At 72.2% G+C, this 22,507-nt stretch carries 18 protein-coding genes; 9 read left to right on the forward strand and 9 right to left on the reverse strand.

Translation table 11 applies throughout. The annotated features are described in order from the left end of the window. Position 1 precedes the first annotated feature (1 nt). Positions 2 to 1,282 carry an FAD-binding oxidoreductase gene (locus ACZYRU_RS02110; RefSeq protein ID WP_488955424.1) on the forward strand — a complete coding sequence of 427 codons (1,281 nt, stop codon included), beginning with the start codon at positions 2 to 4 and terminating at the stop codon, positions 1,280 to 1,282. A gap of 28 nt (positions 1,283 to 1,310) precedes the next feature. Further along, on the forward strand, positions 1,311 to 2,642 hold the full coding sequence (locus ACZYRU_RS02115; RefSeq protein WP_488955425.1) for a TolB-like translocation protein: 1,332 nt from the start codon (positions 1,311 to 1,313) through the stop codon (positions 2,640 to 2,642). Positions 2,643 to 2,666: 24 nt separating this feature from the next. Here ACZYRU_RS02115 and ACZYRU_RS02120 read toward each other — a convergent pair whose 3' ends face one another. Beyond that, the gene (locus ACZYRU_RS02120) at positions 2,667 to 3,428 is read right to left on the reverse strand and encodes a TetR/AcrR family transcriptional regulator (RefSeq protein WP_488955426.1); all 762 of its coding nucleotides are present in this window, start codon (positions 3,426 to 3,428) and stop codon (positions 2,667 to 2,669) included. 124 nt (positions 3,429 to 3,552) lie between these two features. Here ACZYRU_RS02120 and ACZYRU_RS02125 point away from each other — a divergent pair, with 124 nt between their 5' ends. Continuing rightward, entirely contained in the window at positions 3,553 to 5,712 is a 2,160-nt protein-coding gene (locus tag ACZYRU_RS02125) for an MMPL family transporter (protein ID WP_488955427.1), read from the forward strand. Between the two features lie 85 nt (positions 5,713 to 5,797). Continuing rightward, complete coding sequence (locus ACZYRU_RS02130) at positions 5,798 to 6,436, forward strand: response regulator (RefSeq protein WP_488955428.1); 639 nt, start codon at positions 5,798 to 5,800, stop codon at positions 6,434 to 6,436. On the opposite strand, the gene ACZYRU_RS02135 is transcribed toward ACZYRU_RS02130, so the two are convergent. After that, entirely contained in the window at positions 6,399 to 8,576 is a 2,178-nt protein-coding gene (locus ACZYRU_RS02135; protein WP_488955429.1) for a sensor histidine kinase, read from the reverse strand. The genes ACZYRU_RS02130 and ACZYRU_RS02135 overlap by 38 nt on opposite strands. Positions 8,577 to 9,016: 440 nt before the next feature. On the opposite strand from ACZYRU_RS02135, the gene ACZYRU_RS02140 reads away from it, so the two are divergent. Further along, on the forward strand, positions 9,017 to 10,822 hold the full coding sequence (locus tag ACZYRU_RS02140) for a serine/threonine-protein kinase (RefSeq protein WP_488955430.1): 1,806 nt from the start codon (positions 9,017 to 9,019) through the stop codon (positions 10,820 to 10,822). A 28-nt stretch (positions 10,823 to 10,850) separates the two neighbouring features. Here the strand turns inward: ACZYRU_RS02140 and ACZYRU_RS02145 are convergent, their stop codons facing one another. The 4 genes from ACZYRU_RS02145 to ACZYRU_RS02160 all read right to left on the reverse strand — a co-directional run bounded on the left by ACZYRU_RS02145 (position 10,851) and on the right by ACZYRU_RS02160 (position 16,358). Continuing rightward, positions 10,851 to 11,603 carry an ABC transporter permease gene (locus ACZYRU_RS02145; RefSeq protein ID WP_179728148.1) on the reverse strand — a complete coding sequence of 251 codons (753 nt, stop codon included), beginning with the start codon at positions 11,601 to 11,603 and terminating at the stop codon, positions 10,851 to 10,853. Further along, entirely contained in the window at positions 11,600 to 12,631 is a 1,032-nt protein-coding gene (locus tag ACZYRU_RS02150) for an ATP-binding cassette domain-containing protein (RefSeq protein WP_488955431.1), read from the reverse strand. Before ACZYRU_RS02150 ends, ACZYRU_RS02145 begins: the two co-directional genes overlap by 4 nt. Before the next feature lie 298 nt (positions 12,632 to 12,929). Further along, the gene (locus ACZYRU_RS02155; RefSeq protein WP_488955432.1) at positions 12,930 to 13,568 is read right to left on the reverse strand and encodes a PadR family transcriptional regulator; all 639 of its coding nucleotides are present in this window, start codon (positions 13,566 to 13,568) and stop codon (positions 12,930 to 12,932) included. 12 nt (positions 13,569 to 13,580) lie between these two features. Then, on the reverse strand, positions 13,581 to 16,358 hold the full coding sequence (locus ACZYRU_RS02160) for an ATP-binding protein (RefSeq protein ID WP_488955433.1): 2,778 nt from the start codon (positions 16,356 to 16,358) through the stop codon (positions 13,581 to 13,583). 83 nt (positions 16,359 to 16,441) lie between these two features. Here ACZYRU_RS02160 and ACZYRU_RS02165 point away from each other — a divergent pair, with 83 nt between their 5' ends. Then, positions 16,442 to 17,020 carry a hypothetical protein gene (locus tag ACZYRU_RS02165; protein WP_488955434.1) on the forward strand — a complete coding sequence of 193 codons (579 nt, stop codon included), beginning with the start codon at positions 16,442 to 16,444 and terminating at the stop codon, positions 17,018 to 17,020. Positions 17,021 to 17,106: 86 nt separating this feature from the next. Then, positions 17,107 to 18,252: an acyl-CoA dehydrogenase family protein gene (locus ACZYRU_RS02170; protein ID WP_488955435.1), complete on the forward strand. Its 1,146-nt coding sequence runs from the start codon at positions 17,107 to 17,109 to the stop codon at positions 18,250 to 18,252. Positions 18,253 to 18,333: 81 nt separating this feature from the next. Here the strand turns inward: ACZYRU_RS02170 and ACZYRU_RS02175 are convergent, their stop codons facing one another. Genes ACZYRU_RS02175 through fdxA form a run of 3 tightly spaced genes read right to left on the reverse strand, consistent with a single transcriptional unit; the run spans position 18,334 to position 20,429 of the window. Beyond that, the gene (locus ACZYRU_RS02175) at positions 18,334 to 19,104 is read right to left on the reverse strand and encodes an IclR family transcriptional regulator (protein WP_488955436.1); all 771 of its coding nucleotides are present in this window, start codon (positions 19,102 to 19,104) and stop codon (positions 18,334 to 18,336) included. A 54-nt stretch (positions 19,105 to 19,158) separates the two neighbouring features. After that, complete coding sequence (locus tag ACZYRU_RS02180) at positions 19,159 to 20,133, reverse strand: NAD(P)/FAD-dependent oxidoreductase (RefSeq protein WP_488955437.1); 975 nt, start codon at positions 20,131 to 20,133, stop codon at positions 19,159 to 19,161. Then, a complete protein-coding gene (gene fdxA, locus ACZYRU_RS02185; RefSeq protein WP_488955438.1) occupies positions 20,130 to 20,429 on the reverse strand; it encodes a ferredoxin in 300 nt (99 codons plus the stop codon). The genes ACZYRU_RS02180 and fdxA overlap by 4 nt, the downstream gene beginning before the upstream one ends. 206 nt (positions 20,430 to 20,635) lie before the next feature. Here fdxA and ACZYRU_RS02190 point away from each other — a divergent pair, with 206 nt between their 5' ends. Together ACZYRU_RS02190 and ACZYRU_RS02195 are read left to right on the forward strand one after the other, a co-directional pair. Next, entirely contained in the window at positions 20,636 to 21,979 is a 1,344-nt protein-coding gene (locus ACZYRU_RS02190) for an aromatic ring-hydroxylating oxygenase subunit alpha (RefSeq protein ID WP_488955439.1), read from the forward strand. Beyond that, positions 21,976 to 22,500: an aromatic-ring-hydroxylating dioxygenase subunit beta gene (locus tag ACZYRU_RS02195; protein WP_488955440.1), complete on the forward strand. Its 525-nt coding sequence runs from the start codon at positions 21,976 to 21,978 to the stop codon at positions 22,498 to 22,500. The genes ACZYRU_RS02190 and ACZYRU_RS02195 overlap by 4 nt, the downstream gene beginning before the upstream one ends. Positions 22,501 to 22,507: the final 7 nt, after the last annotated feature.

Here is a 22,507-nt window from a genome sequence, read left to right on the forward strand (position 1 = left end):
CATGTACCACGCACTACCGATGTTCAACCTCGCCCACCGCCACACGCCGCGCGATGTCGTCGTACCCCGCAGCGCCCGGGAGGTGCTCGAGGTCGTCCGCCGCGCTGCGGGTGCCCGCGAGCGGGTCCACCCGGTCGGCACCGGCCACGGCTGGATCCGCTCCATCGAGGGCGGAGTCGCGCTCCTGACCCGCGAGCTCGCCGGGGTGGAGGTCGATGCCGTGGCCCGCACGGCGCGGATCGGCGCCGGCAGCACGCTGGCCGACGTGCTCGCCGCCACCGCACCGTACGGGCTCAGCCCGCTGCCGGGATCCGCCCCGGGCGTGGGTGCCGTCGGGTATCTCCTCGGCGGCGGGCTCAGCCCGCTCGGTCGGACCTACGGCTGGGCCACCGACCACGTCCGGTCCTTCCAGGTCGTCACCGGAGGCGGCGAGCTCCTCACCGCCTCCGCGAGCAGCCACCCCGACCTCTTCCGTGCCCTGCTCGGCGGCAAGCGAGCCCCCGGCGTGGTGACGTCCGTCGAGCTCGACCTGGTCCGCCTGGCCACGGTGTACGGCGGTGGCCTGTTCTTCGACGGCGCCGACGCTGATGCGGTGCTGAGGGCGTGGGCCGCCTGGTCGGCCGGTGTGCCCGAGGAGGTCAACACCTCCGTTGCCCTGCTGCGACTGCCCGACCTGGAGAGCGTGCCGGCACCCCTGCGTGGCCGGTTCGTGGTCCACGTCCGGGTCGCGATCGTCGGGGACGAGGAGACGGCCGTCGCCCTGCTCGAGCCGATCCGCGCGGTGGCACGACCCCTCGTCGACACCGTCGCCACGCTGCCCGTCGCGGCGATCGGCGCTGTTCACGCCGATCCCGAGGACCCGATGCCGGTGCTCGAGGCCGGAGCGCTGCTGGCGTCGTTCGACGCCGACGCAGCCCGGGCGCTGCTCGCCGTCGCCGGTCCGCAGGCCAGGGTCCCGCTCGCCGCGGTCGAGCTCCGCCGGCTCGGCGGTCGACTGGCCGCGCCGCCGGTTCGTCCCGACTCGGTCGCCGGCCGCGATGCCGCCTACGGGCTCTTCGTCGTCAGCGCCCCTGTCCCCGAGCTGTTCGACGGTCCCGTGCCTGCGGTCGTCGGCGGCCTCGCCCGAGCCATGGCGCCGTGGGCGAGCGGTGGGTTCCAGCCCAACTTCGTCGGCTCGCTGAACCAGCCGACGGCCCTCGACGCCGCGTGGCCGGCCGACGTACTCGATCGGCTCGAGCAGGTCCGGGAGACCTACGACCCGGCCGGCGTCATCAGCCACTGAGCCGAACTCTGGACCAAGGAGAACCACCATGTCCCTCACCTCCCTCGCCCGCCGGGCGCTGGCCGGCAGTGCCGTGGGTGCACTCGCCCTGTCCGGGCTGGCGCTGACTGTCTCGGACGCCACCGCGACCACCCCGGCCCTGACCCCGGCCGCCGCGACGTCCGGCCCGGGCACCCTGGTCTACGTCAAGGGCCACGACCTGTACGTCGCCCGCTCCGACGGCAATGGCGAGCGTCGGATCACCTTCGACGGCACCGCCGCACAGCCGTGGCACTCGCCCACCGGAGCCGACGACGGCACCGTGGTGGCCGTCCGCGGCACGCTCGTGCACCGGATGGACCAGTGGGGCACGGTGCTCACCTTCCTCGACCCGCCCGACCTGCGTGACTCCGCCGGTCAGGTGATCGGCGGCAATGTCGACAGGGCGGCCGTCTCGCCCGACGGCGGCCTGATCGCCTACTCCTACCGGCACTACAGCTGTCCGCCCGGCCTCGCCTGCAAGACGCGGTGGGCGACCGCCGTGACGGCCGCCGGCCAGCTGACCTCCCCGGACGCCTACGGCACCACCTTGTACGGCAACCCCAGCTGGGTGACGGGATCGCGGCTGGCGGTCAACGGGATCAACTTCGACGCGATCCAGCTCTTCGACCTGGCCGCAGCCACCCGGCACTGGTTCCACGACGGCAACAACTCCAGCGAGTACCTCCAGCTCTCCGATCCCGCGGTCTCGCGCGACGGCACCATGCTCGCCAACCTGCGGGGGGAGGGGAACCAGTCCCACATCTGGACCTACCAGGTCGAGGGCAACGTGCTGTTCGGCGCGCCGCCGCCCCCGCCGGACCCGGCCTGCTCGACCCATCGCGCGGACGGCTTCGCGAGCCCGACCTTCGCCCCCGACAGCAGCGCGATCGCCTGGCAGGAGGTGGACGGCATCTACGTGAAGCAGTCGCCTCTGGACTGCGCGGTGCAGCCGGAGCTGGCCATCGCGGGCGGTACCGACCCGCACTGGACTGCTGCAGCGCTGCAGACCGTCCGGCCGACGTATCCGGACAAGAACGGAGGCAAGACCGGTCCCAAGACCAGCGGCGGCAGCTTCACGCTGGCGACCGCACCGAAGGTGTCCGGCAAGGCGCAGGTCGGGAGGGTGCTCAAGCTCAAGGGCGCCGCCTGGTCCCCGGCGCCCTTCAAGGTGGCCTACCAGTGGCTGCGCAACGGCAAGCCGATCGCGAAGGCCACGAAGGCGTCGTACCGGGTCACCGGCAAGGACCGCGGCGCGAGGATCTCGGTGCGGGTGACCGCCAGCGCCCCTGGACTCGCGAGCACCCGATGGACGAGCGCCAAGGTCAAGGTCCGGCGCTGACCCCAGCCGGCCACGGCCGACCCGTCAGGGGCGGGCGAGCTCCTCGTCGAGGATCGTGATGATCCGCTCCCGCTCGTGGCGCAGGCCGAGGGGCTCGAGCCAGTCGAGCAGCGTGGCGCGGAAGAGCTGGCCGGACTCGATGACCCGTGGGTCGCAGTGGCCCGTGGACTCGAGGGTGACGACGCCGTAGAGCGCCGACCAGGCGCGCATGTAGATCCACAGCAGGCCACGGTCCTCGGGCGGGATGTGGTCGGCCTTGGCCGGGATGAGCGGGTCGAGGACGGCCTCACGGATGACGGGGTCGAGGTCGTCGAGCGCCGGGTACGGGAACTGGTAGATCTCCCAGATCTGCCAGAGCAGGTCGGTGAAGTAGTGACCCGACGTCGACAGGGTGAGCAGGCCGCGGCGATCGCTGTCGGCCTCGGCGACCGGGTTGGCGAACACGAGGGCGAACTCCCGCGGCTTCGCCAGCGCCCACTGCCGGAAGCGCGCGCACGCCACGGCCAGGCGCGCGGCCGGGTCGTCCTCCGGGAACCGGGCGGCGGCCTCGGCCCACTCGGCGGTCGCCGCCTTGTCGAGCTCGAAGGCGACCAGGTCGACGAGCTGCTGGTAGCTCGCGACGTACCGGTACAGCGCCGGTGCCGTCATCCCCATCCCTGCGGCGACCGCGCGCAGTGACAGGTCCGCGCCTTCGTCGAGCAGGCGGGCGGCGACCTCGACGATCTCGTCGTACGTCGCCTCGCGCTGACGTTCCCTGCGGGTGGCGGGTGCGCGGAGGTGCGGCACAGGACTCCTCGAGATGGCCCGGGTCAGCGGGGTGAACACTTGACGACCAGAGTTTACACCGTTTACGGTTAACACCGTTCACGAAACTGACAGAGGTTTACTCGGGCCTCCGGGAGGAGTCGACATGATCGAGCGATGGGGTGCCCTGGTCGTGCGCCGGGCGGTTGCGGTCCTGCTGGTCGGGCTCTGTGTGACCGCGCTCGCCGCGATCGCCGGCGTCGGGCTCGAGGACAAGCTGTCGGCCGGCGGCTTCGACGACCCCGGCACCCAGTCGGCCCGCGAGCTGGCGCTCGAGCGCTCGACCTTCGGCAACCGGTCGATCGACGCCATCGTGATCTTCTCCAGCGACGACGAGGAAGCCTCCGCCCCGGCGTTCCGGGCCGAGGTCCAGCGCACCGTCGCGGCGATCCCGCAGGACAGCGTGGTCTCCGTGCTCACCTGGTACGACGTCCAGGACCCGGCGATGGTCAGCAAGGACGGCCATGCGACCGCGGTCTACGTCTCCCTTGCCGGTGACAGCCAGAACGACTTCATCGACTCCTTCGACGAGATGCGTCCCGCCGTCCAGAAGAGCTCGCTGCACACTGAGCTCGCCGGACCGTACGCCGTCTACACGGACGTCAACGAGGAGACGAAGTCCGACCTGCTCCGCGCCGAGATGGTGTCGATGCCGATCGTGCTCATCCTGTCGCTCATCATCTTCCGCAGCGTGGTCGCGGCGCTGATGCCGCTGCTGGTCGGCCTGGTGGCGGTGCTCGGCGCCCGCGCCACGATCGCCGGCCTCAACCACCTGGTCGACGTGTCGATCTTCGCGCCCAACATCATCACCCTGCTGGGGCTCGGCCTGGCGATCGACTACGCGCTCTTCGTGGTCTCCAGGTTCCGCGAGGAGATCGCCCGCGACCCCGACGACACGAGCGGCGCCGTCGTGCGCACCATGGCCACCGCCGGCCGCACGGTCGCGTTCTCGGCGCTGACCGTCGCCGCCGCGATGAGCTCGCTGCTGGTCTTCCCGCAGACCTTCCTCAAGTCGATCGGGTACGGCGGCATCGCGGCCGTCCTCATCGCGATGGTCGCCGCGCTCACCGTGCTCCCGGCCGTGCTGGCACTGCTCGGCACCCGGATCGACGCGATCCGGATCCCGTTCCTGCAGCGGGCCACCCCGGTCGAGACCGGCCACGGTGCCTGGGCCCGGCTGGCCCGCGCCGTGATGCGGCGCCCGGTCGTGGTCGCGACCGCCGTCGTGGTGGTCCTGCTCGCGGTGGCCTCGCCCTTCCTCGGCGTGAAGTGGGGCAGCGTCGACTACCGCGTGCTGCCCTCGGACACCCCGTCCCACCAGGCCTCGGAGCGGCTCAACAGCGACTTCGGTCCCGAGCGCTCGACCGCCAACATCCTGGTGCAGGGTGCGGACGAGGCTGGCGTGGCGTCGTACGAGAAGGCCCTGGCCGACGTCGACGGCGTCGTCGACGTCCGCCCCGTCGCCCAGGAGGGCGACACCACGTTGCTGCGGGCCGCGTGGGAGGGCAACAGCCAGACCGACCACTCCCAGCAGATGGTCCGCGACCTGCGCGCGGTAGCCGCGCCTGAGGGCTCCGACGCCCTCGTGGGTGGTCTGACCGCCGACACCGTCGACCTGGCCGGCTCGGTCGGCGACCACCTGCCGCTGATGGGCCTGATCGTCGTCAGCGTGATGCTGGTGCTGCTGTTCCTGGCGTTCGGCTCGGTCGTGCTGCCGCTGAAGGCGGTGCTCATGAACGGGTTCTCGATCACCGCCTCCTTCGGCGTCGTGACCTGGATCTTCAGCGACGGCCACCTCGCCGACCTGCTCGGGTTCACGCCGCAGGGCTTCCTGGACCTCACCAATCCGATCGTCATGCTCGCGGTGCTGTTCGGCCTGTCGATGGACTACGAGGTGTTCCTGCTGTCCCGGGTCCGCGAGCAGTGGGACGCGACCGGCGACAACGACCTCGCGGTGCAGACCGGCGTCCAGAAGACCGGCCGGATCATCACCAGCGCCGCCCTCCTGCTGGCCGTCGTGATCGGAGCGTTCAGCCTCAGCGGCGTCGTGTTCATGAAGATGCTGGGCCTCGGCATGCTGGTCGCCATCCTGGTCGACGCGACCGTCGTCCGCGCGCTGCTCGTACCGGCCACGATGAAGCTCCTCGGCCGCTGGAACTGGTGGGCGCCCGCGCCGCTGGCCCGATGGTGGGAGCGGCACGGGTTCCGTGAGGGTGGCGACGTACCTGCTGGTCCGGCCAGCCCGCAGGAACGGGTACTGGTCTAGACCCGAGCGGCAACGGAGGGCGACCTACGCAAAGAACGGCGGAATCCAGACACGTTGTGACGGACACTTGCGGATAATCGCCCCCGTGAACCGGGTGATCCGGGTGGGCGCGATCGACAACCACCCCGTGGTGCTGCTGGGTCTCGGGGCTGCGTTCGCCGAGACCGCTCCGGACATGCGCCTGGTGGCGATCGCGGGCTCGGCCGAGGAGCTCCTGGCGCGAGCATCCGACGGGCTCGACGTCGTCCTGCTCGACATGCGGATCCCCGGGCAGCCGGCGGCCGACGAGACCGTGGCGACGCTGGTCGCCCACGGCCTGGTGGTGGTGCTGTTCACCGCCGAGGAGCGGCCGGTGCCGGTACGCCGCGCGATCGACGCCGGCGCCGCGGGACTCATCCTCAAGGTGGATCCGGTCGAGTCGATCGCCCAGTCGATCCGCGACGCGGTGGCGGGCGAGCTGGCCTGCTCGAGCCAGCTGGCGACGATGCTGCTGTCCGACGAGGACGTCGGCGCCCGGCTCTCGCCGCGGCAGATCGAGATCCTGCGCGCGGTCAGCGCCGGCCTGCCCTACCGCCTGGTCGCCCGCCAGCTCGGCATCGGTGAGGTCACCGTCCGCGAGCACCTCGCCCGCGCCGCGAAGGCCTACCGCGAAGGTGGGGTCGAGACCGGCAACGTGCACGGTCTGATCAGTCGGGCGCGGGCTGACGGCCACCTGGACGGCTGACCGCACTCACCGCCGCCACCTCGAGCTCCCCGGGCGGCCCGGTGAGCAGCGTGGCGTCGGGGTCGAAGGTCGCCACCCAGGTCCGCGGCAGCGCCGCGGTGAGGGCGTCGGCGGCGGCAGCCGGAACCGCGGGTACGACGACCAAGCTGGTCTGCAGGGCGGTGCCGGAGAGTGTCACCCGGCCGGGGGCGACGGCGCGCAGCACCGCGATCGCGCTGGCCAGGGTCGCGCTCGCGGCCAGGTCCTGGTGGAGGGTGACGACGACGTGGGTGCCGGTACGGCGCAGCTGGTGCAGCTCCTCGCGCAGTGCCAGGTGGGTCGGCCCGGGGAGGTAGAGGCAGTCGCGCACCGAGTGGGCCAGCACGGCGGCACCGGCGGCGGTCTCGGTGCAGGTCGGCTTGGCGAGGGTGCGCTCGACCTCGGGCAGCAGCGGGCCGAGGAGGCTGCGCGCGGCGCTGCCGCGGTCCCGGCCGGGGCCGGCGCCGAGGCCGGCGAGGACCAGGCCGGCTCGACGGCACACGCCGATGATCACGGCCACGAAGAAGGTGTTGAGCGGCTGGACGAAGAGCAGGTGGGGGAGGTCCGCCGCCGCGACGCCCGCCTGGAGGGCGACCACCGTGATCGCGATCCCGTTCGGCACGAGGAGCAGGGCGACCACCCGCAGCGAGGCGGTCCAGGCGAGCACCATCGCGGGCAGGGCGGTGAACTCGACGATCCACGACTCCAGCCCGCCGAGGCCGCCGACCGAGACGGTGGGCAGCACGAGGGTGAGCACCGTGGCGGGGACCAGGCCGCCGACGACGAGGGTGGCGGCCGACACCGGACCGCGGTCGATCCGCCGCGCGAGCCCCGCGACCAGGACCGCGACGACGGCGGCACCGGCCCAGGTGGCGGGTTGGCGCACGCCGTCGGCCGCGAGCAGCAGCCCGGAGACGGCGTACCCGGCCATGAGGACCCCGCACATCCGCAGCGCTGCGCGCCCCGGCCGCCCGACGGCCGCCCGGGCGAAGGTGTCGGTGTCGGCGGAGAGGCCGAGGAGCCGAGCCACCCGGTGGGCGCGCCAGCCGAGGGTGACCAGGGTGCCCCCGCCCGGCGTGCTCGTGACGAGCGCGGTGCCGCCCGCCGCCTCGACCCGCCCCGTGACCGCCACGCGCAGGCCGACCCCCGGCGTGACGACGAAGCCCACGCCGTCGTCCTCGACGGTGAGCCGGATCCGGCCCGGCCGCTGCGTGAGGGTGATCGTCGCCCGGTGCCCGCCGCTGTGCCGGGCGACGTTGCGCAGGGCCTCGCGCACGGCGCCGACCAGGGCGTCGCGCACGTCCTCGGGTACGGCGGTCCGCCGGCCCCGCACGACCAGGAGCACGTCGAGCCCGCTGCTGTCCGCTGCCGCCCGGACCTGCTCGGCGAGCTGCGCCCGCGACCAGGTCGGTGTCTCGGTGCTGAGCCCGTCCAGCGCGTCGGCGGCCGCGGCCAGGGTGGGCTCGGCGCGCGGCAGGCTCGCGACGGAGAGCAGTGCAGGCACCAGGTCGTCGTGCACGAACGCCGTCGCCTCGACCTCGGCACGGTCGTCCTCGGCCGCCAGCCGTGACCCCTCCGCGCGCAGTGCCTGCTCGGCCCGCGCGGAGGTGCGCCGCATCAGGCCGACCAGCACGAACACGGCGAGCACGGTGCCGGTGATGAACGCGGCCTCCTGGACGCCGTACTGCAGCGACGCGGCGGTGCGGCCGGTCTCCCATCGCAGCAGGACGTACAGGCCGGCCACCGCGAGGATCGTCGCGGCCGGCAACCGTGCGGCCACCACGAGCAGCATCGGCTCGACGAGGTGGATGATCGGTGAGTCCGCGGCGCCTGCCAGCGGGACCGCGCCCTGGTGCAGCAGCGCACCGGCGACCATCGCGAGCGTGCACAGCAGCACGTCCGCGCGGCCGGGCCGGCCCAGGACGCAGCGCACACCGGCGGTGCCCACGCACGCGACCACGGCCAGGGAGAGCAGCACGTCGCGGGCGTCGTACGACGTCCGCTCGGTCAGGGCGGCGCCGAAGACCGTCGTCTTGGCGAGGATGACGACGCCGATCGCGATGTGGAGGCCGCGTTCGACGGACGCCGCGAAGTCGCGCGTCGGCCGCGGGTTCCCCTCCACACGTCGATGCTAGGAGCGCGGTTGCCGGACCGCAGCCGATCACGGAGGACTGCGGCTGTCCTCCATTCCGCTGGTACCGCTGCACCCACGCGGGCCGGGAGAATCGGGACCGGGTTCGCACCGTGGGGGAGCGAGCCCGGTCACGAGGAGCCGCGGCGCTCCATCCCCGCTCCGGACCGTGCTCTCGGGGACAACTGGGGGGTTGGTCGGTCCGGCGGGCAGCGCCGCGCTCCTCGTCAACGTCGCGCTGTGGTCCAGGAGATTCCGCACGTGGGCGGCGTCGTCGCGAGCGTCGCGAGACGCGGGTGATGGCATGGCGGCGGAGCGAAGTCGTGCTTGTCCGCCCATCGAGCGACGCCAACGCCGCCAGCGCCCGTGTGTCGCGGCGCGCAGCAGGCGGCGCCTACGTGCGGGATCTCTTGGTCCGGTAGAACAGAGGGGTGTCCTCGTCCTCCGGCCCCGATGGTCCCGGTGGCCCGCGCGAGCCCACGGCCGTCGGCGCCCGGATCGGGCGGTTCCGGATCCTCGAGCAGCTCGGCCAGGGCGGCATGGGCGTGGTCTACCGGGCGCTGGAGGAGAACCTCGGCCGCGAGGTGGCGCTGAAGGTCATCGCGCCGCTGTTCGCGCACGACCCCGAGTTCCGCGAGCGGTTCACCCGCGAGGCACGGGCCCAGGCCTCGCTCGAGTCGGCTCACGTCGTCGCGGTCTACGCGCACGGCGAGGAGGACGGCTACCTCTACATCGCCAGCCAGCTGATCTCCGGCGGTGACCTCGGTCAGCTGATCCGCAGCCAGGGCGTGCCGTCGCTGGTGGAGGCGCTCGAGATCATCGAGCAGGTCGCCAGCGGACTCGCCGACGCGCACGATGCGGGGCTGGTGCACCGCGACATCAAGCCCGGCAACGTGCTCGTACGCCGGCGGCCCGGCTCGGTCCGCGCGTACCTCGCCGACTTCGGCATCGCGCGCCGCATGAACGCGGACGCGACCCGGTTCAGCTCCTCGACGGCCGGTACGCCGTCCTACATGGCGCCCGAGCTGCACGGCGGTGCGCGCGCCAGCGCGGTCAGCGACCTGTACGCCCTGGGGTGCCTGCTGTGGGTGACCCTGACCGGGCGGCCGCCGTACCGCGGGGACTCGGAGTACCAGATCATCGCCGCCCACGTCCGCGACCCGGTCCCGCAGCTGGCCGGGACCAGCGCGATGGTGCACGCCACCAACCGGATCCTGCGCACCGCGATGGCCAAGGACCCGGGCGAGCGCTACCAGCGCGCTGCCGAGATGGGCGCCGACCTGCAGGCCGCGCTGCGGCTCCCGGTCACGCCCGGTGTCGCGCAGCCCGAGGAGCAGGGCGCCACCGCGCTGCGCCCGCTCGCCCGGCCCGTGGCGCCCACGCCCACGCCGACGCCGGCTCCGGCGACCACGATGCCGCCGCCCCCACCGCCCACTCCCGCGCCGCTGCCGTTCGCCGCCCCGCCGTCCGCGCGGCGTACCGGCCCCGGGCTGCGGACCTGGCTCCTCGTCACCGTGCTCGCCGTGCTGCTGGCCGCGGGGATCGGCGTCGCCGTGGCCCTGCTGACCCGCGACAGCGCCCCGGGTGGCGGGGGCGACTCCTTCCTCGACCTGCCGGCGAAGGAGATCGTCCGCGCGTCGCAGAAGGACATGTCGGTCGTGGAGACCGCCCGGATCCGCGGCGAGTTCGCCGACGGCGACGACACGGTCCGGGTCGACGTCGTCTCCACGACCCGCGGCGACTGCAAGGGCACGCTGACGTCCAGCACCTCCGGCGGCACGGCCGACATCCTGCACGTCGGCGACACGACCTGGCTGCGCGCCGACGCCACGTTCTGGGACGGCGTCGTCGGCGCGGGTACGGCGGGCTTCGTGCTGCCGCTGATCGGCGACAAGTGGGTCGTCGACGACTCGATGACCGACAGCACAGAGGCGTTCTGCGACCTCGACGAGCTGCTCGAGCGCGACGGCCGGGAGGACGCCGTGGCGAAGAGCCTCGGTACCACCACCGTCAACGGCGAGCAGGGCGTGAAGATCGAGCAGACCGAGGGCTCGCAGCGCGAGGTGCTCACCATCCGGGTCGCCGAGCCGCACTACGTCCTGCGCATCGACGAGTCCGAGGTCGACCACTTCGAGTTCTCGGACATCGACGAGAAGGCGACGATCGAGGCGCCCGACCCCGATCTGGTGCTCGACCTCGACAAGCTGCTCGCCAGCCTGCCGGGAGGCGCGGGCTGAGACCAGCCCGCACCGCCCCGGCGTACGGTCAGGCGTTCTCCTTCTTGAACACCGAGGTGCCCCACCACACGGCCAGCCCGAACAGCACGACGGTCCAGCCGACTCCCCACAGCATCGAGGCGTCGAAGTCGCCGAAGAAGGCGGAGCGGACGGCGTCGACGACGTGGCGGATCGGCATGAAGTCGCTGAGTCGCTCGAGCCAGCCCGCGCCGAAGCTCATCGGGAGCAGGATGCCGCTGAGCAGCAGCACCGGCATCATCACGACGTTGATGACCGGCGCCATCACGTCCTCGCTCTTGGTGGTGAGGGCGAGCGCGTTGGACGCGGCCGCGCAGGCGCCGCCGAGCATCAAGGTGAGCACGACGCCGACGACGATGCCGCCGAACGACGCGTCCATGCCGAGCCACAGGCCGAGGCCGACGAGGATCACGGCCTGCACGAACAGCTGGAGCAGGTCGCGGTAGAGGCGGCCGAACAGCAGGGCCGAGCGGTGGGCGGGGGTGACCCGCTCCGCCTCGATGACGCCTTCGCGCCACTCGCCGATCAGCGAGAAGCCCGCGAAGAAGGCGCCGAAGATGCCGAGCTGGACCAGCATGCCGGGCACGAACCAGGTGTACTTGTTGCCGCCGAGCTGGGCGATGACCGGCTCGAGCAGCGGCCCGAACAGCAGCAGGTAGAGGACCGGCTGCAGCATGCCGATGATCACCCACGCCGGGTTGCGCAGGTTCATCCGCAGCTGGCGGTTGAAGACGATCCAGGACTCGCGGAAGAACGTGCTCATGCCGAGGCTCCTTCGGCGGTCGGGGCGGTGGCATCCTCGGCGGAGGGGCTGTCCTTCGCCTCGGCGGCGGCCTCGGCGTCGCGCAGCGAGCGGCCGGTCAGCGTGAGGAAGACGTCGTCGAGGGTGGGGCGGACGACCTCGATCGACTCGAGCCCGACGCCGGAGTTCTCCAGGTCGCGGAGCAGGCCGGGCACGGCCTTGCCGGCCCGGGCGACCCGGCCGCGGACGTGGTGACCCTCGACCTCGACCTCGGCGCTGATCGAGCCGAGCTTGTCGCGGGCGACGGCGACCTGCTCGTCGGTGGCGACCTCGAGGTCGACCAGGTCGCCGGCGACGGCGGCCTTGAGGTTGTCGGCGGTGTCGCTCGCGACGATCTCGCCCTTGTCGATGATCACGATCCGGTCGGCGAGCGCGTCGGCCTCGTCGAGGTAGTGCGTGGTCAGGAAGACCGTCGCGCCCTGCTGGGTGCGCAGGTCGGCGATGTGGTGCCACAGGTTGATCCGCGCCTGCGGGTCGAGGCCGGTGGTCGGCTCGTCGAGGAACACCAGGCCGGGCGAGTGGATGAGGGCCATCGCGATGTCGAGGCGCCGCTTCTGTCCGCCCGACATGTTCTTGGGCATCCGGCGCCACAGCCCCTCGAGCTGCAGCTTGTCGAAGAGCTCCTGGCCCTTGGCCACGGCCGCCTTCTTCGACATCCCGTAGAGCATCCCGTGGTCGACGACCTCGTCACCGGCGTAGGCGCCGGAGAAGGTCGAGCCGACCTGGGAGCAGTAGCCGATGCTGCGGCGTACGTCGACCGCCTGGGTCGCGACGTCGAAGCCGGCCACGGTCGCCGTACCGGCCGTCGGCTTGAGCAGCGTGGTCAGCATCCGCAGCGTGGTGGTCTTGCCGGCGCCGTTGGGCCCGAGGAAGCCGACGACCTCGCCCTCCTCGACGTCGAGGTCGACGCCACGCACGGCGTGGACCTCCTTCTTCTGCTTGCCCTGCCCGCTGTGGAAGGTCTGCACGAGTCCTCGTGCACGGATCATCGTCGTATCCCCTCGTCGTCAACGTTGAACACCAGGAGTATTCAATGTTGAACACTGGTCCGTCAAACGGGTTCTCCCGAGTACGACAGCACCGGCCACCGACATTCATCGGTCCCCGGACGTCGAGGAGGTTGCGCAGCAACCGTCACGAGACGCCTCGAGGTGCTGCCGGAACCGTCACCGGCCAGTTCCGGAAGTACCTCACCGGGTCTCGCGACGCGCCACGACCTCGCTTGCTTCGCGGCGCGAGCTCGTCGGCGCTCCTCGACCTTCGGCCGCTCTCCGCGCCTTCGCCAGCTCAGGCGCGGGCGGCCTCGAGCAGGGCCCGGTAGCGCTCGCGGTCGGCGTTCATCTGCCAGCCGGGGTCGTCGGCGGGCGGCGTCCAGGTGGACGCGTCGAGGGCGAGCCGACCGGCTTTCAGCTCCTCGATGGTCTCGCGGAGCCAGGCCAGCTCGGCCACGGCCAGGTCGAGCCACATGACGACCGTGCGCAGCGCGTGCGGGGGAGCGTCCCCGGGTGCCGGCGGGGAGGCGAGCCGGGCGACGAGCTCCTCGAGCGCGACCCGTCGGCGGACCAGCGAGCGCTGCGCCTGGTCGGGGGACACGAGGGGGAGCAGGCCGAATGCCGCGCTGAACGCCGTGCGGTCGACGACGCTGACGTCCTCGAGGCCGGCGGTGACCAGGCGTTCGAGCTCGGTCCGCCCGGACGGCGTCGACTCGTAGACCGCCACCTCGCGGCCGCCGTCCTCGAGGTCGTGGCGCACCAGGAAGCCCTGCCTGGTCAGCGTGGCAAGGCCGTTGTAGATCGAGCCCGGGTTGAGGTGGGCCCAGTCGTCGACGCTCCAGGAGAGCAGCTCGCGGCGGATCTGGTAGCCGTTGACCGGCTCGAACAGCGCGACGGCACCCAGCAGCAGCATCCGGGTGTCGTGGGCGGCCATGGCAGCAGTCTCCTACGCGTCGGCGGCGAGCGTCGCGGCGAGGCCGTCGCGTCCCACGCCGAGCTTGCGGTACGCGCGGGACAGGTGCACCTCGACGGTCTTGGTGCTGAGGAACAGCCGCTGGGCGATCTCGCGGTTGCGCAGCCCGGAAGCGGCCAGCTCGACCACGCGGCGCTCGGCGGAGGTGAGCGCCGCGAGGCCGCTGACCTCGATCCGTCCGGTGCGGCCGCCGGCGAGCGCGAGCTCGGTGGTCGCCCGCTCGGCGAGCACGGACGCGCCGAGGCGGTGGGCGAGCTCGCGTCCGATCCGGAGCTGCTCGCGGCCCTCCACCCGCTGTCCGGTACGACGCAGCGCGGCTCCCAGCGCGACCCGGGACCGGGCCTCCTGGAGCCGGGCCTGGGAGCCGGTGAGGACCTCGACCGAGCGCTCCAGCAACGCGATCCCGTCGGTGGCCGCGACCTCGCCGGCGATCCGCAGCGCCTGGCCGAGCATGCTGGCGGCGGCCTTCTGCTCGGCGACGGCCAGCTCCGTGGCCGCCAGCTCGCGAGCCTCCTCGACCCGGCCGAGGGCCCACAGGCTCTCCGCCGCGCCGACCCGCCAGCCGCACCACGTCGGCGAGTCCATGTCGAGCTCGGTGAGCCGCTCGGCGCACTGGTGCAGCGACGCGAGGGCGCCCTCGTGGTCGCCGGCTGCGGCACGGACCAGGCCGCGGGAGCGGAGCAGGTGGATGCCGGTGGCATGGCTGCGGTCGGCGGCGACCTCCTCGGGGACCTGCTCGACCGCGGCGGCGGCCTCGACCAGCCGGCCCTGCGCCAGCAGTGCCTCGGCCAGGCCGGCGGCGGCCATCAGCCGGAGCAGCTGACCGCCGGGGACGACCTCGGCGTGACGCAGCGCCTCGGCGAAGTCGGTGCCGCTGTCGTCGAGGCGGCCTGCCCACAGGTGCGCCCAGCCGCGGGTGACGGACGCGGCGGCGTACAGCGGCACGGAGCCCTCGCGGGCCGCGAGCTCGAGACCCTGCGCGCACAGGTCGGTGACGGCGGCGTACTCACCCGCACAGGCGAGGTGGATCCGAGCGATCGTCCACGCGAACGGGCTCGCGACCTGCTCGGGGGTGGCGCCGTCGCCGATCGCGCGACGGGCCAGCTCACCGGCGTCCGCGATGGGCGCGAGGGTGGCGTTGGCCACCGAGGCCTGGTGGATGAGGAGCAGCCGCTCGCCGGGGGTGGCGCCGGCGAGGTGGCCGTGGGCGGCGAGCCGGGCGCGGGCCTCCTCGACCAGGCCGGGCACCGGTAGCGCCGCCGCGACGAGCGCGGCCTCGACGACGAGAGTGAGGTCGCCGTGCTCGGGGCCGAGGTCGGCGAGCGCGTCGCTGAGGATCGGCACGGAGGGCTCGTAGAACCCGCCGACGTGGTACGCCGCCGCGAGCCCCAGCGCGCACTGCGCCCGCAGCACGGGGTCGGTGACACCGCGGCCGGCACGCTCGAGCGTGGTCACCGACGCCGGGTCGCCGGCGTGCAGCTCGGCGGTGCCGAGCTCGACGAGCAGGCCCGGGAGCTCGGTGGCCGGCGCCGGCTCGGCGACCGCGCGGCGGAGCAGGTCGACGGCGGCCTGGGGAGCTCCGTCGGCGAGCGCCGCACGAGCCGCGGTCCGCAGCAGCTCCGCCGCCCACGGATCCGCGATGCCCTCGGCCTCGAGCAGGTGGCCGGCGGCCAGGTGGAGGCCGTCGGGTTCGTTCGCGAGGGCGCGGGCGGCCCGGCGGTGCAGGTCGTCGCGGGTGGCGGCGCCGGTCGCGGCGGCGACGGCACTGCGGAGCAGGGCGTGCCGGAACCCGAGCAATCGCTCGGTCGAGAACAGGCCGGAGTCGCGCAGTCGGTCGGCCGCGATGCCGGCCTTCTCGGGCGACAGGTCCGCCAGGTCGGCGGCAATGCGCAGCGGCGCTGACTCGAGGATCGCGACGGCACGGGCGAGCGCTTGTTCGGCCGCGCCGAGCGCGGTGAGGCGCTGCACGACCGTGTCGACGACGGTCCGGGGGACGAGCGAGCGGACGTCCGTCGTACCGAGCAGCTCGGCGAGGGCGGTGACCAGGAACGGGTTGCCGCCCGTGACGTCGGCGCAGGCCGCGGCGAGCTCGTCGCTGATCCCCGCGTGGCCCAGGTCGGCCAGGCAGGAGCGGACGCCGGCCACGCTCAGCGGCTCGAGGTCGAGCCGGGTCGACTCGGCCACCAGTGCCGCAAGGGCGGGGCTGCGGCGCTCGGGCAGGATGTCGCGGGCCGCGACGAGCAGCAGGACCGGCAGTTCGCCGGCCCGGCTCAACAGGTGCTGGCAGAACAGCAGCGACGCCTCGTCGGCCCAGTGCGCGTCGTCGACGGCGAGCACCAGCGGGCCGTCGGCGGCGAGCCCGTCGAGCAGCCAGTACAGGCTGTTGAGCATCACCGACGCGTCGCCGACCGGCTCGCCGCGGTGCAGCACGAGGTCGACCGCTGCCCTGGCCGCCCCGTGCGCGATCCCGTCCAGGCCGTCGAGCGCGGCCGGGTCGAGGGAGGTGAGGACACGGCCGAACAGGTGCCGGACGACGCCGTACGGCGCGTGTGCCTCGAGCTCGCCCGCTGCCGCCTGCAACACCCGCAGATCGCCGGCCTCGGCCAGGATCGAGTCGAGCAGGGAGGTCTTCCCGACCCCTGCGGGGCCGAGCAGGCAGAGCGCGCCGCCGTTCCCGGCGCGCAGCCGATCGAGGGCAGCGCCGGCCTGTGCGAGGCTCGCCTCCCTCTCGACGAGTCGACCGCTGGGCACGAAGGAAGCGTAGTGCCGGCGCACCACAGGATTGGGGTCATTCCCTGATGCGGTCTCCCGGCCGGTCGTGACTGGATGGGGCCGTGACCCGTGCCCTGCGACGCCCGGCCGCGCTCCTCGCCGGCGCCCTCCTCCTGCTCCTCACGACCACCGCCTGCGGCTCGGACGGCGACGGCCCGACGGCCTCGGACAAGACGTCGGCGCCGGAGTCGACGCCGCCGGCCCCCGAGCCCGACCCGGCCGTGACCCCGACCAGCCACGGACCGGCCGACCCCGACAAGCGCCTCGACTTCGCGGCGGTGGAGGCCGCGACCAGGGACCTGACCAGCGACAACCCGTCGTGCGCCGTCGTGAAGTGGAGCCCCAACGAGACCGGGGTCTCCGGGCAGGTCGACTTCCGTCAGCTCGACTGCTACGGCGACCAGGACGCCGTCGACATCGGGCTCCCGGCGCTCCTGCAGACCATCATCTGGGTCGAGATGCCCTCGGCCGACCAGGCGCGGAGCTATGCCCAGGACAACCTGTACGAGGACAAGCAGGCCCTCGTCGCCGGCTCGACCGCGCTGATCGTGAACGGCCTGTGGGGGCAGCAGGGAACCGACCTGTACGCCGAGGTGCAGGCAGCCTGCGGCTGCGGGGAGCTGGTCCCGGCCGCCTCCTGATCGTTTCCGGCGACCAATGCCGGGGTGGGTTTTGTTGTGCTCGGGGACAACGACCGCCGATGTGACCCGCGAGTAGAGTCGCCGGCATGAAGCGTGAGATCTACGACGAGGACCACGAGGCCTTCCGCGCATCCGTCAAGGAGTTCGTGGACCGCTCGGTGCTGCCCCACGCGGAGGAGCACATCAAGGCCAAGGCGCTGCCGCGCGAGTTCTGGCTCGAGGCCGGCAAGCAGGGCCTGCTCGGCCTGTGCATCCCCGAGGAGTACGGCGGCTCCGACGCCGGCGACTTCCGGTTCAACGCCGTCCTCCAGGAAGAGCTCGCCAAGGTCGGTGCGGCGTACCCCACCTGTCACGGCATCCACGCCGACATCACGGCGCCGTACATCGTCGAGCTCGGCACCGACGAGCAGAAGCAGCGCTGGCTGCCGGGTGTCGCGTCCGGTGAGATCCTGCTCGGCATCGGCATGACCGAGCCGTCGGGCGGCTCCGACCTCGCCGCGCTGAAGACCACCGCCGTGCGTGACGGCGACTCGTGGATCATCAACGGCTCGAAGACCTTCATCACCAACGGCTACTCCGGCGACCTGTTCGTCACCGCCGTGCGCACCGACCCGGAGAAGGGCCCGAAGGGCATCACCCTCTTCGGCATCGAGGCCACCATGGAGGGCTTCTCGCGTGGCCGGAAGCTCGACAAGGTCGGCATGGAGGAGTCCGACACCGCCGAGCTGTTCTTCGAGAACCTCCGCGTCACCGACGCCGAGATCATCGGCGAGCTCAACATGGGCTTCATCCACATGATGCAGAAGCTCCCGCAGGAGCGGCTCGGCTGCGCGGTCGCCAACATCGCGCACGCCAAGCAGATCCTGCTCGAGACCATCGAGTACGCCAAGGAGCGCCAGGCCTTCGGTGCCCCGATCGGCACCTTCCAGCACAACAAGTTCCTGCTGGCCGACCTGGTCACCCGGATCGAGGCCGCCGAGGCCTACATCGACAAGTGCGTGCTCAACCACTCGCAGAAGACGCTCACCGCGATCGACGCCGCCAAGGCCAAGTGGTTCTCCTCGCAGGTCCAGTCCGAGGTGCTCGACCACTGCGTCCAGCTGCACGGCGGCTACGGCTTCATGAACGAGTACCGCGTCGCCCGCGCCTGGCGCGACGCCCGGGTCACCAAGATCTGGGCCGGCTCGAACGAGATCATGAAGGAGCTCATCGGCCGCGACCTGGGCCTCTGAGGCTGGCTGCAGGAATCCCCGCTTCAGCGGGGATTCCTGCGCTTCCTGCCCGTTGCAAAGGGCAGGAAGCGCCAGTTCAGGTCAGGAAGCGCCGCCGCCGAGGCCCTCGGAGAGCGCGCGGGTGGTGCGGACCAGGGCCTGCGCCATCGGGCTGTCGACCTGGTCGGACACGGTGACGGCGGTGCCGACGATGGCCATCGCGGCGACGATGGTGTCGCCCTCGAAGATCGGGGCCGCGATCGTGCGGACACCGTTGATGTCGGGCGAGTTGAGCGACAGCCCGTGCTCGCGGATCGCCTCGAACTCGGCCGCGAGCTCGGGCGCGCGGCGCAGGATCGTCTTGAGGCCGGGCACCTGCTCGGGCGGCAGGAACGCGCAGAACACACGCCCCTGTGCGGAGTCGGTCAGGTCGAGGCGCGCGCCGGAGCGGACGCCGATCCGGATGATGTGGTCGGTGTTGTCGACCGAGCGCACCACGGTCGCGGTCTCGCCGTCCCACACCGACAGGACGACGGTCTCGTCGACCTCGTGCAGCAGCGACTCCATGTAGGGCTCGGCGGCCGCCACGATCGGCAGGCCGGCGCGGGCCGACGCGGCGAGCGTCAGCACCTGGGGCCCCAGTGAGTACAGCGCCGTGCGCTCGTCGTACCGCAGCAGGTGGGCGGCGCGGAGTGCCTTCGTGTAGCGGTGCGCGGTCGCCTTGCTCGTGCCGAGCGACGCCGTCAGCTCGTTGAGGCTCAGGTAGGGCTTGGCGACCGTGAAGGACCCGAGCACGACCGCAGCCCGCTCCACCGTCTGGATGGTGGGAGCGGTCTCGGTGGACTCGGCCTTCGGGTTCTTGCTGGTGCTCATGTGACCTCGGATTCGGGGCGCGGGCTCGACGGAGTATCGCACGGGTGGGGCTCCTCAGAGGTCCGACGAGTGGCCCGGCGTGAGCGCGGATCCGGGACGGACCAGCGCCGTGATGTGGTTGACGGCCAGGGCGGCCTCGCCGAAGCCGATCGAGATCAGCTTGACCTTGCCGTCGTGGTGGGCGATGTCGCCGGCGGCGAACACCCGCTCCCGGTTGGTCCGCATGGTCCGGTCGACGAGGATGTGTCGCCGGTGCTGCTCGAGGCCCCAGTCGTCGATCGGGCCGAGGTCGGCGATGAAGCCGAGGGCGGCGACGACCGCCTGCACCTCGAGCGTACGACGATCGCCGGCGCCGGTCTCGACGACGACCTCCTCGATCCGGTCCTCGCCGGACACCTTCGCGACCTCGTACGGCGTCAGCACCTCGACTCCCGATTCGGCGAGCTGTGCCACGCTGCGCTCGTGCGCACGGAACTGCGGTCGACGGTGGACGAGCGTCACGCTGCGCGCGATCGGCTCCAGGCCCAGCGCCCAGTCCAGCGCGGAGTCGCCGCCACCGACGACGAGCACGTCCTGGTCGGCGAGCTCGGCGAGCCGGGGCACGAAGTAGCGCAGCCCGCGGTCGAGGTACTCCGAGCCGACGGGCAGCTCGCGCGGCGTGAAGCTGCCGATGCCGCCGGTGATGAGCACCGCGCCGGCGCGGATCGTCTCACCGGTGTCGGTGGTGACCTCGACGCCGTCCGCGCGCTCCACCAGGCCCACCGCGGCGCGGCCGAGGAGCATCAGCGGGTCGGCGGAGCGGGCCTGCTCGTGCAGGGCGTCGACGAGCTCCTGGCCGCGGACGGCGGGGAAGCCGGCGACGTCGTACAGGGCCTTCTCGGGGTAGAGCGCGGCGACCTGGCCGCCGACCTCGGGCAGGGCGTCGAGAAGCGCGACCCTCAGGTGCCGGAAGCCCGCGTAGTAGGTGGCGTAGAGGCCCGAAGGCCCGGCGCCGACGACGAGCAGGTCGACGTCGTGGACGGCGCTCATGCGACGTCCGGGTGGTCGGCGCCGGTGCGGCCCACCTTGCGGGCGCCGCCGGGCGAGCCGAGGTCGGCGAAGAACTCGGTGTTGATCCGCTCGTAGTCCTTGCGGTCCTCGGGCAGGTCCTCGTGGTGGTAGATCGAGATCTGCGGGCACACCGGCTCGCAGCGCCCGCACTCGACGCACTCGTCGGGCTGGATGTAGAGCATCCGGTCGCCCTCGTAGATGCAGTCGACGGGACACTCCTCCACGCACGACCGGTCCATCACGTCGATGCAGGAAGCGGTGATCACGTAGGGCACGGCGACTCCAATCCGTATATGCATTCCGAGATAGCATCTCTTATTCCAAGACAGGACAATGAACCCCGAGGGGCGCCCCCGTCAACCCGTCGAACGGATTCATCCGACCTCTTGACAGCCCTCGCGGGGTCGGCGAGGCTATGTCGCATCGCGAGATGGCATCTCGCGATAGGTACTCAGTGGACGAGGGCGAAGGAGCGACCGAGATGCCAAGCGAAGTGACCGAGCGAGTGGCGGAGCCGATGCTCGTCGAGGACTGGGAGCGGCTGACCTTCCGCGTCAACCGGGAGGCCTACCGCTCGCCCGAGATGTTCGCGCGTGAGCGGGTCGACATCTGGTTGCGGACCTGGCTCTACCTCGGGCACGAGACCGAGATCCCGAACGCCAACGACTTCAAGGTGCGCACGATCGCCGGCCGGCCGCTGATCTTCTGCCGCGACGCCGACGGTGAGGTCCGGGCCTGGCTCAACTCCTGCCCCCACCGCGGCACCGTGCTGTGCCGCGAGACCGAGGGATCGCAGAAGCGCTTCCAGTGCTTCTACCACGCCTGGACCTTCAACAACGACGGCTCTGTCGCGGCGATCCCGGACAACGGCGCGTACGAGGACATCGAGGCGCTGCAGAACGACATGATGCTGCGCTCGGTCCCGCGCCTGGAGATCCACGAGGGCTACGTCTTCATCTCGTTCAACCCCGACGTGCCGCCGCTGCTGGAGCACCTCGGCGACGCGGCCGACTACATGACGATGATCGAGCAGCAGCACGCCAGCGGCGTCACCACGCTGCCCGGCGTCCAGCTCTACAGCGTCCGCGGCAACTGGAAGCTCGCCGTCGAGAACGCGATGGACGGCTACCACTTCTCGCCGACCCACAACACCTTCGTGGGCTACCTGCGCGAGTCCGGCTTCGCGGTCACCGACGATGACCAGTACGCCTACAACCTCGGCAACGGCCACTCGCTGCTGGTGCTGACCGGCCACGGCGGCCGGATCTCGATGGTGTGGGAGCCGCGCTTCGGCGAGGCCGAGAAGACCCGCACCGAGGAGCATCTCGCCGAGATGGTCGAGCGGCTCGGCGAGAAGCGCGCCCACTACGTGGCCGACGAGAGCCACATCCTCTTCGTCTTCCCCAACCTGCTGCTGTTCGACATCGAGGGCCTCTCGATCCGCCAGCTCGAGCCGGTTGCGCCGGGCCACACCGACGTCCGTGCCTGGCAGCTGGTGCCGCGCGAGGAGCACGAGGAGTCGCGCGCGCTGCGGATGAAGACGGTCGTCAGCTTCGTCGGCCCGGGCGGCCTCGCCACGCCCGACGACATCGAGGCCTACGAGGCCGTCCAACGCGGCATCGAGGCCACCCGCGGTGCCGGCGACCTCGACTACAGCGACATGTCGCGCGGCATGCGCGACGAGGTCAAGGGCGAGCAGGGCCGGTCCATCGACGAGGGCGCGATGCGCGGCTTCTGGCGCCACTGGGAGCAGGCCGTCGGCGGCGGCCTGGAGGTGTCCGGCGACCGGCCGGAACGCTTCCTCGAGGGGAGGGACCTGGCATGACGCAGACAGACGTGCGCGGCTCGATCGACGTCGCCGGCCGGGTCGTGACCCGCGGTGAGGTCGAGGACTTCCTGTACGCCGAGGCCGACATCCTCGACGCCTGGGACTACGACGCGTGGTTCGACCTCTTCGAGGAGGGCGCCCGCTACGAGATCCCCACCACCGACTACCGCGGCTGGTCGCTGCACACCGGCGGGTCGTTCGTCGACGACGACTACGACCTGATCAAGGCCCGGGTGAAGCGGCTCAAGTCGCGCAAGGCGCACGCGGAGAACCCACACTCGCGCACCCACCGGCTGGTCTCGAACGTCCGGCTCTTCCCCGGGGAGGAGGAGGGCACGCTGCGGATCCGCGCGTCCTTCGTCGTGCACCGGGCGCGGGACGGTCAGTTCGACCAGTACGTCGGCTGGTACGAGCACGTCGTCGTACCCACCGATGCGGGCCTCAGGTACCGCGTGCGGCGGTCGATCCTCGGTCACGAGGCGCTGCCGGTCGGCGCCCGGTTGAGCTTCATCCTCTAGAGGGGAC

Source organism: Nocardioides sp. F233 (assembly GCF_057813895.1).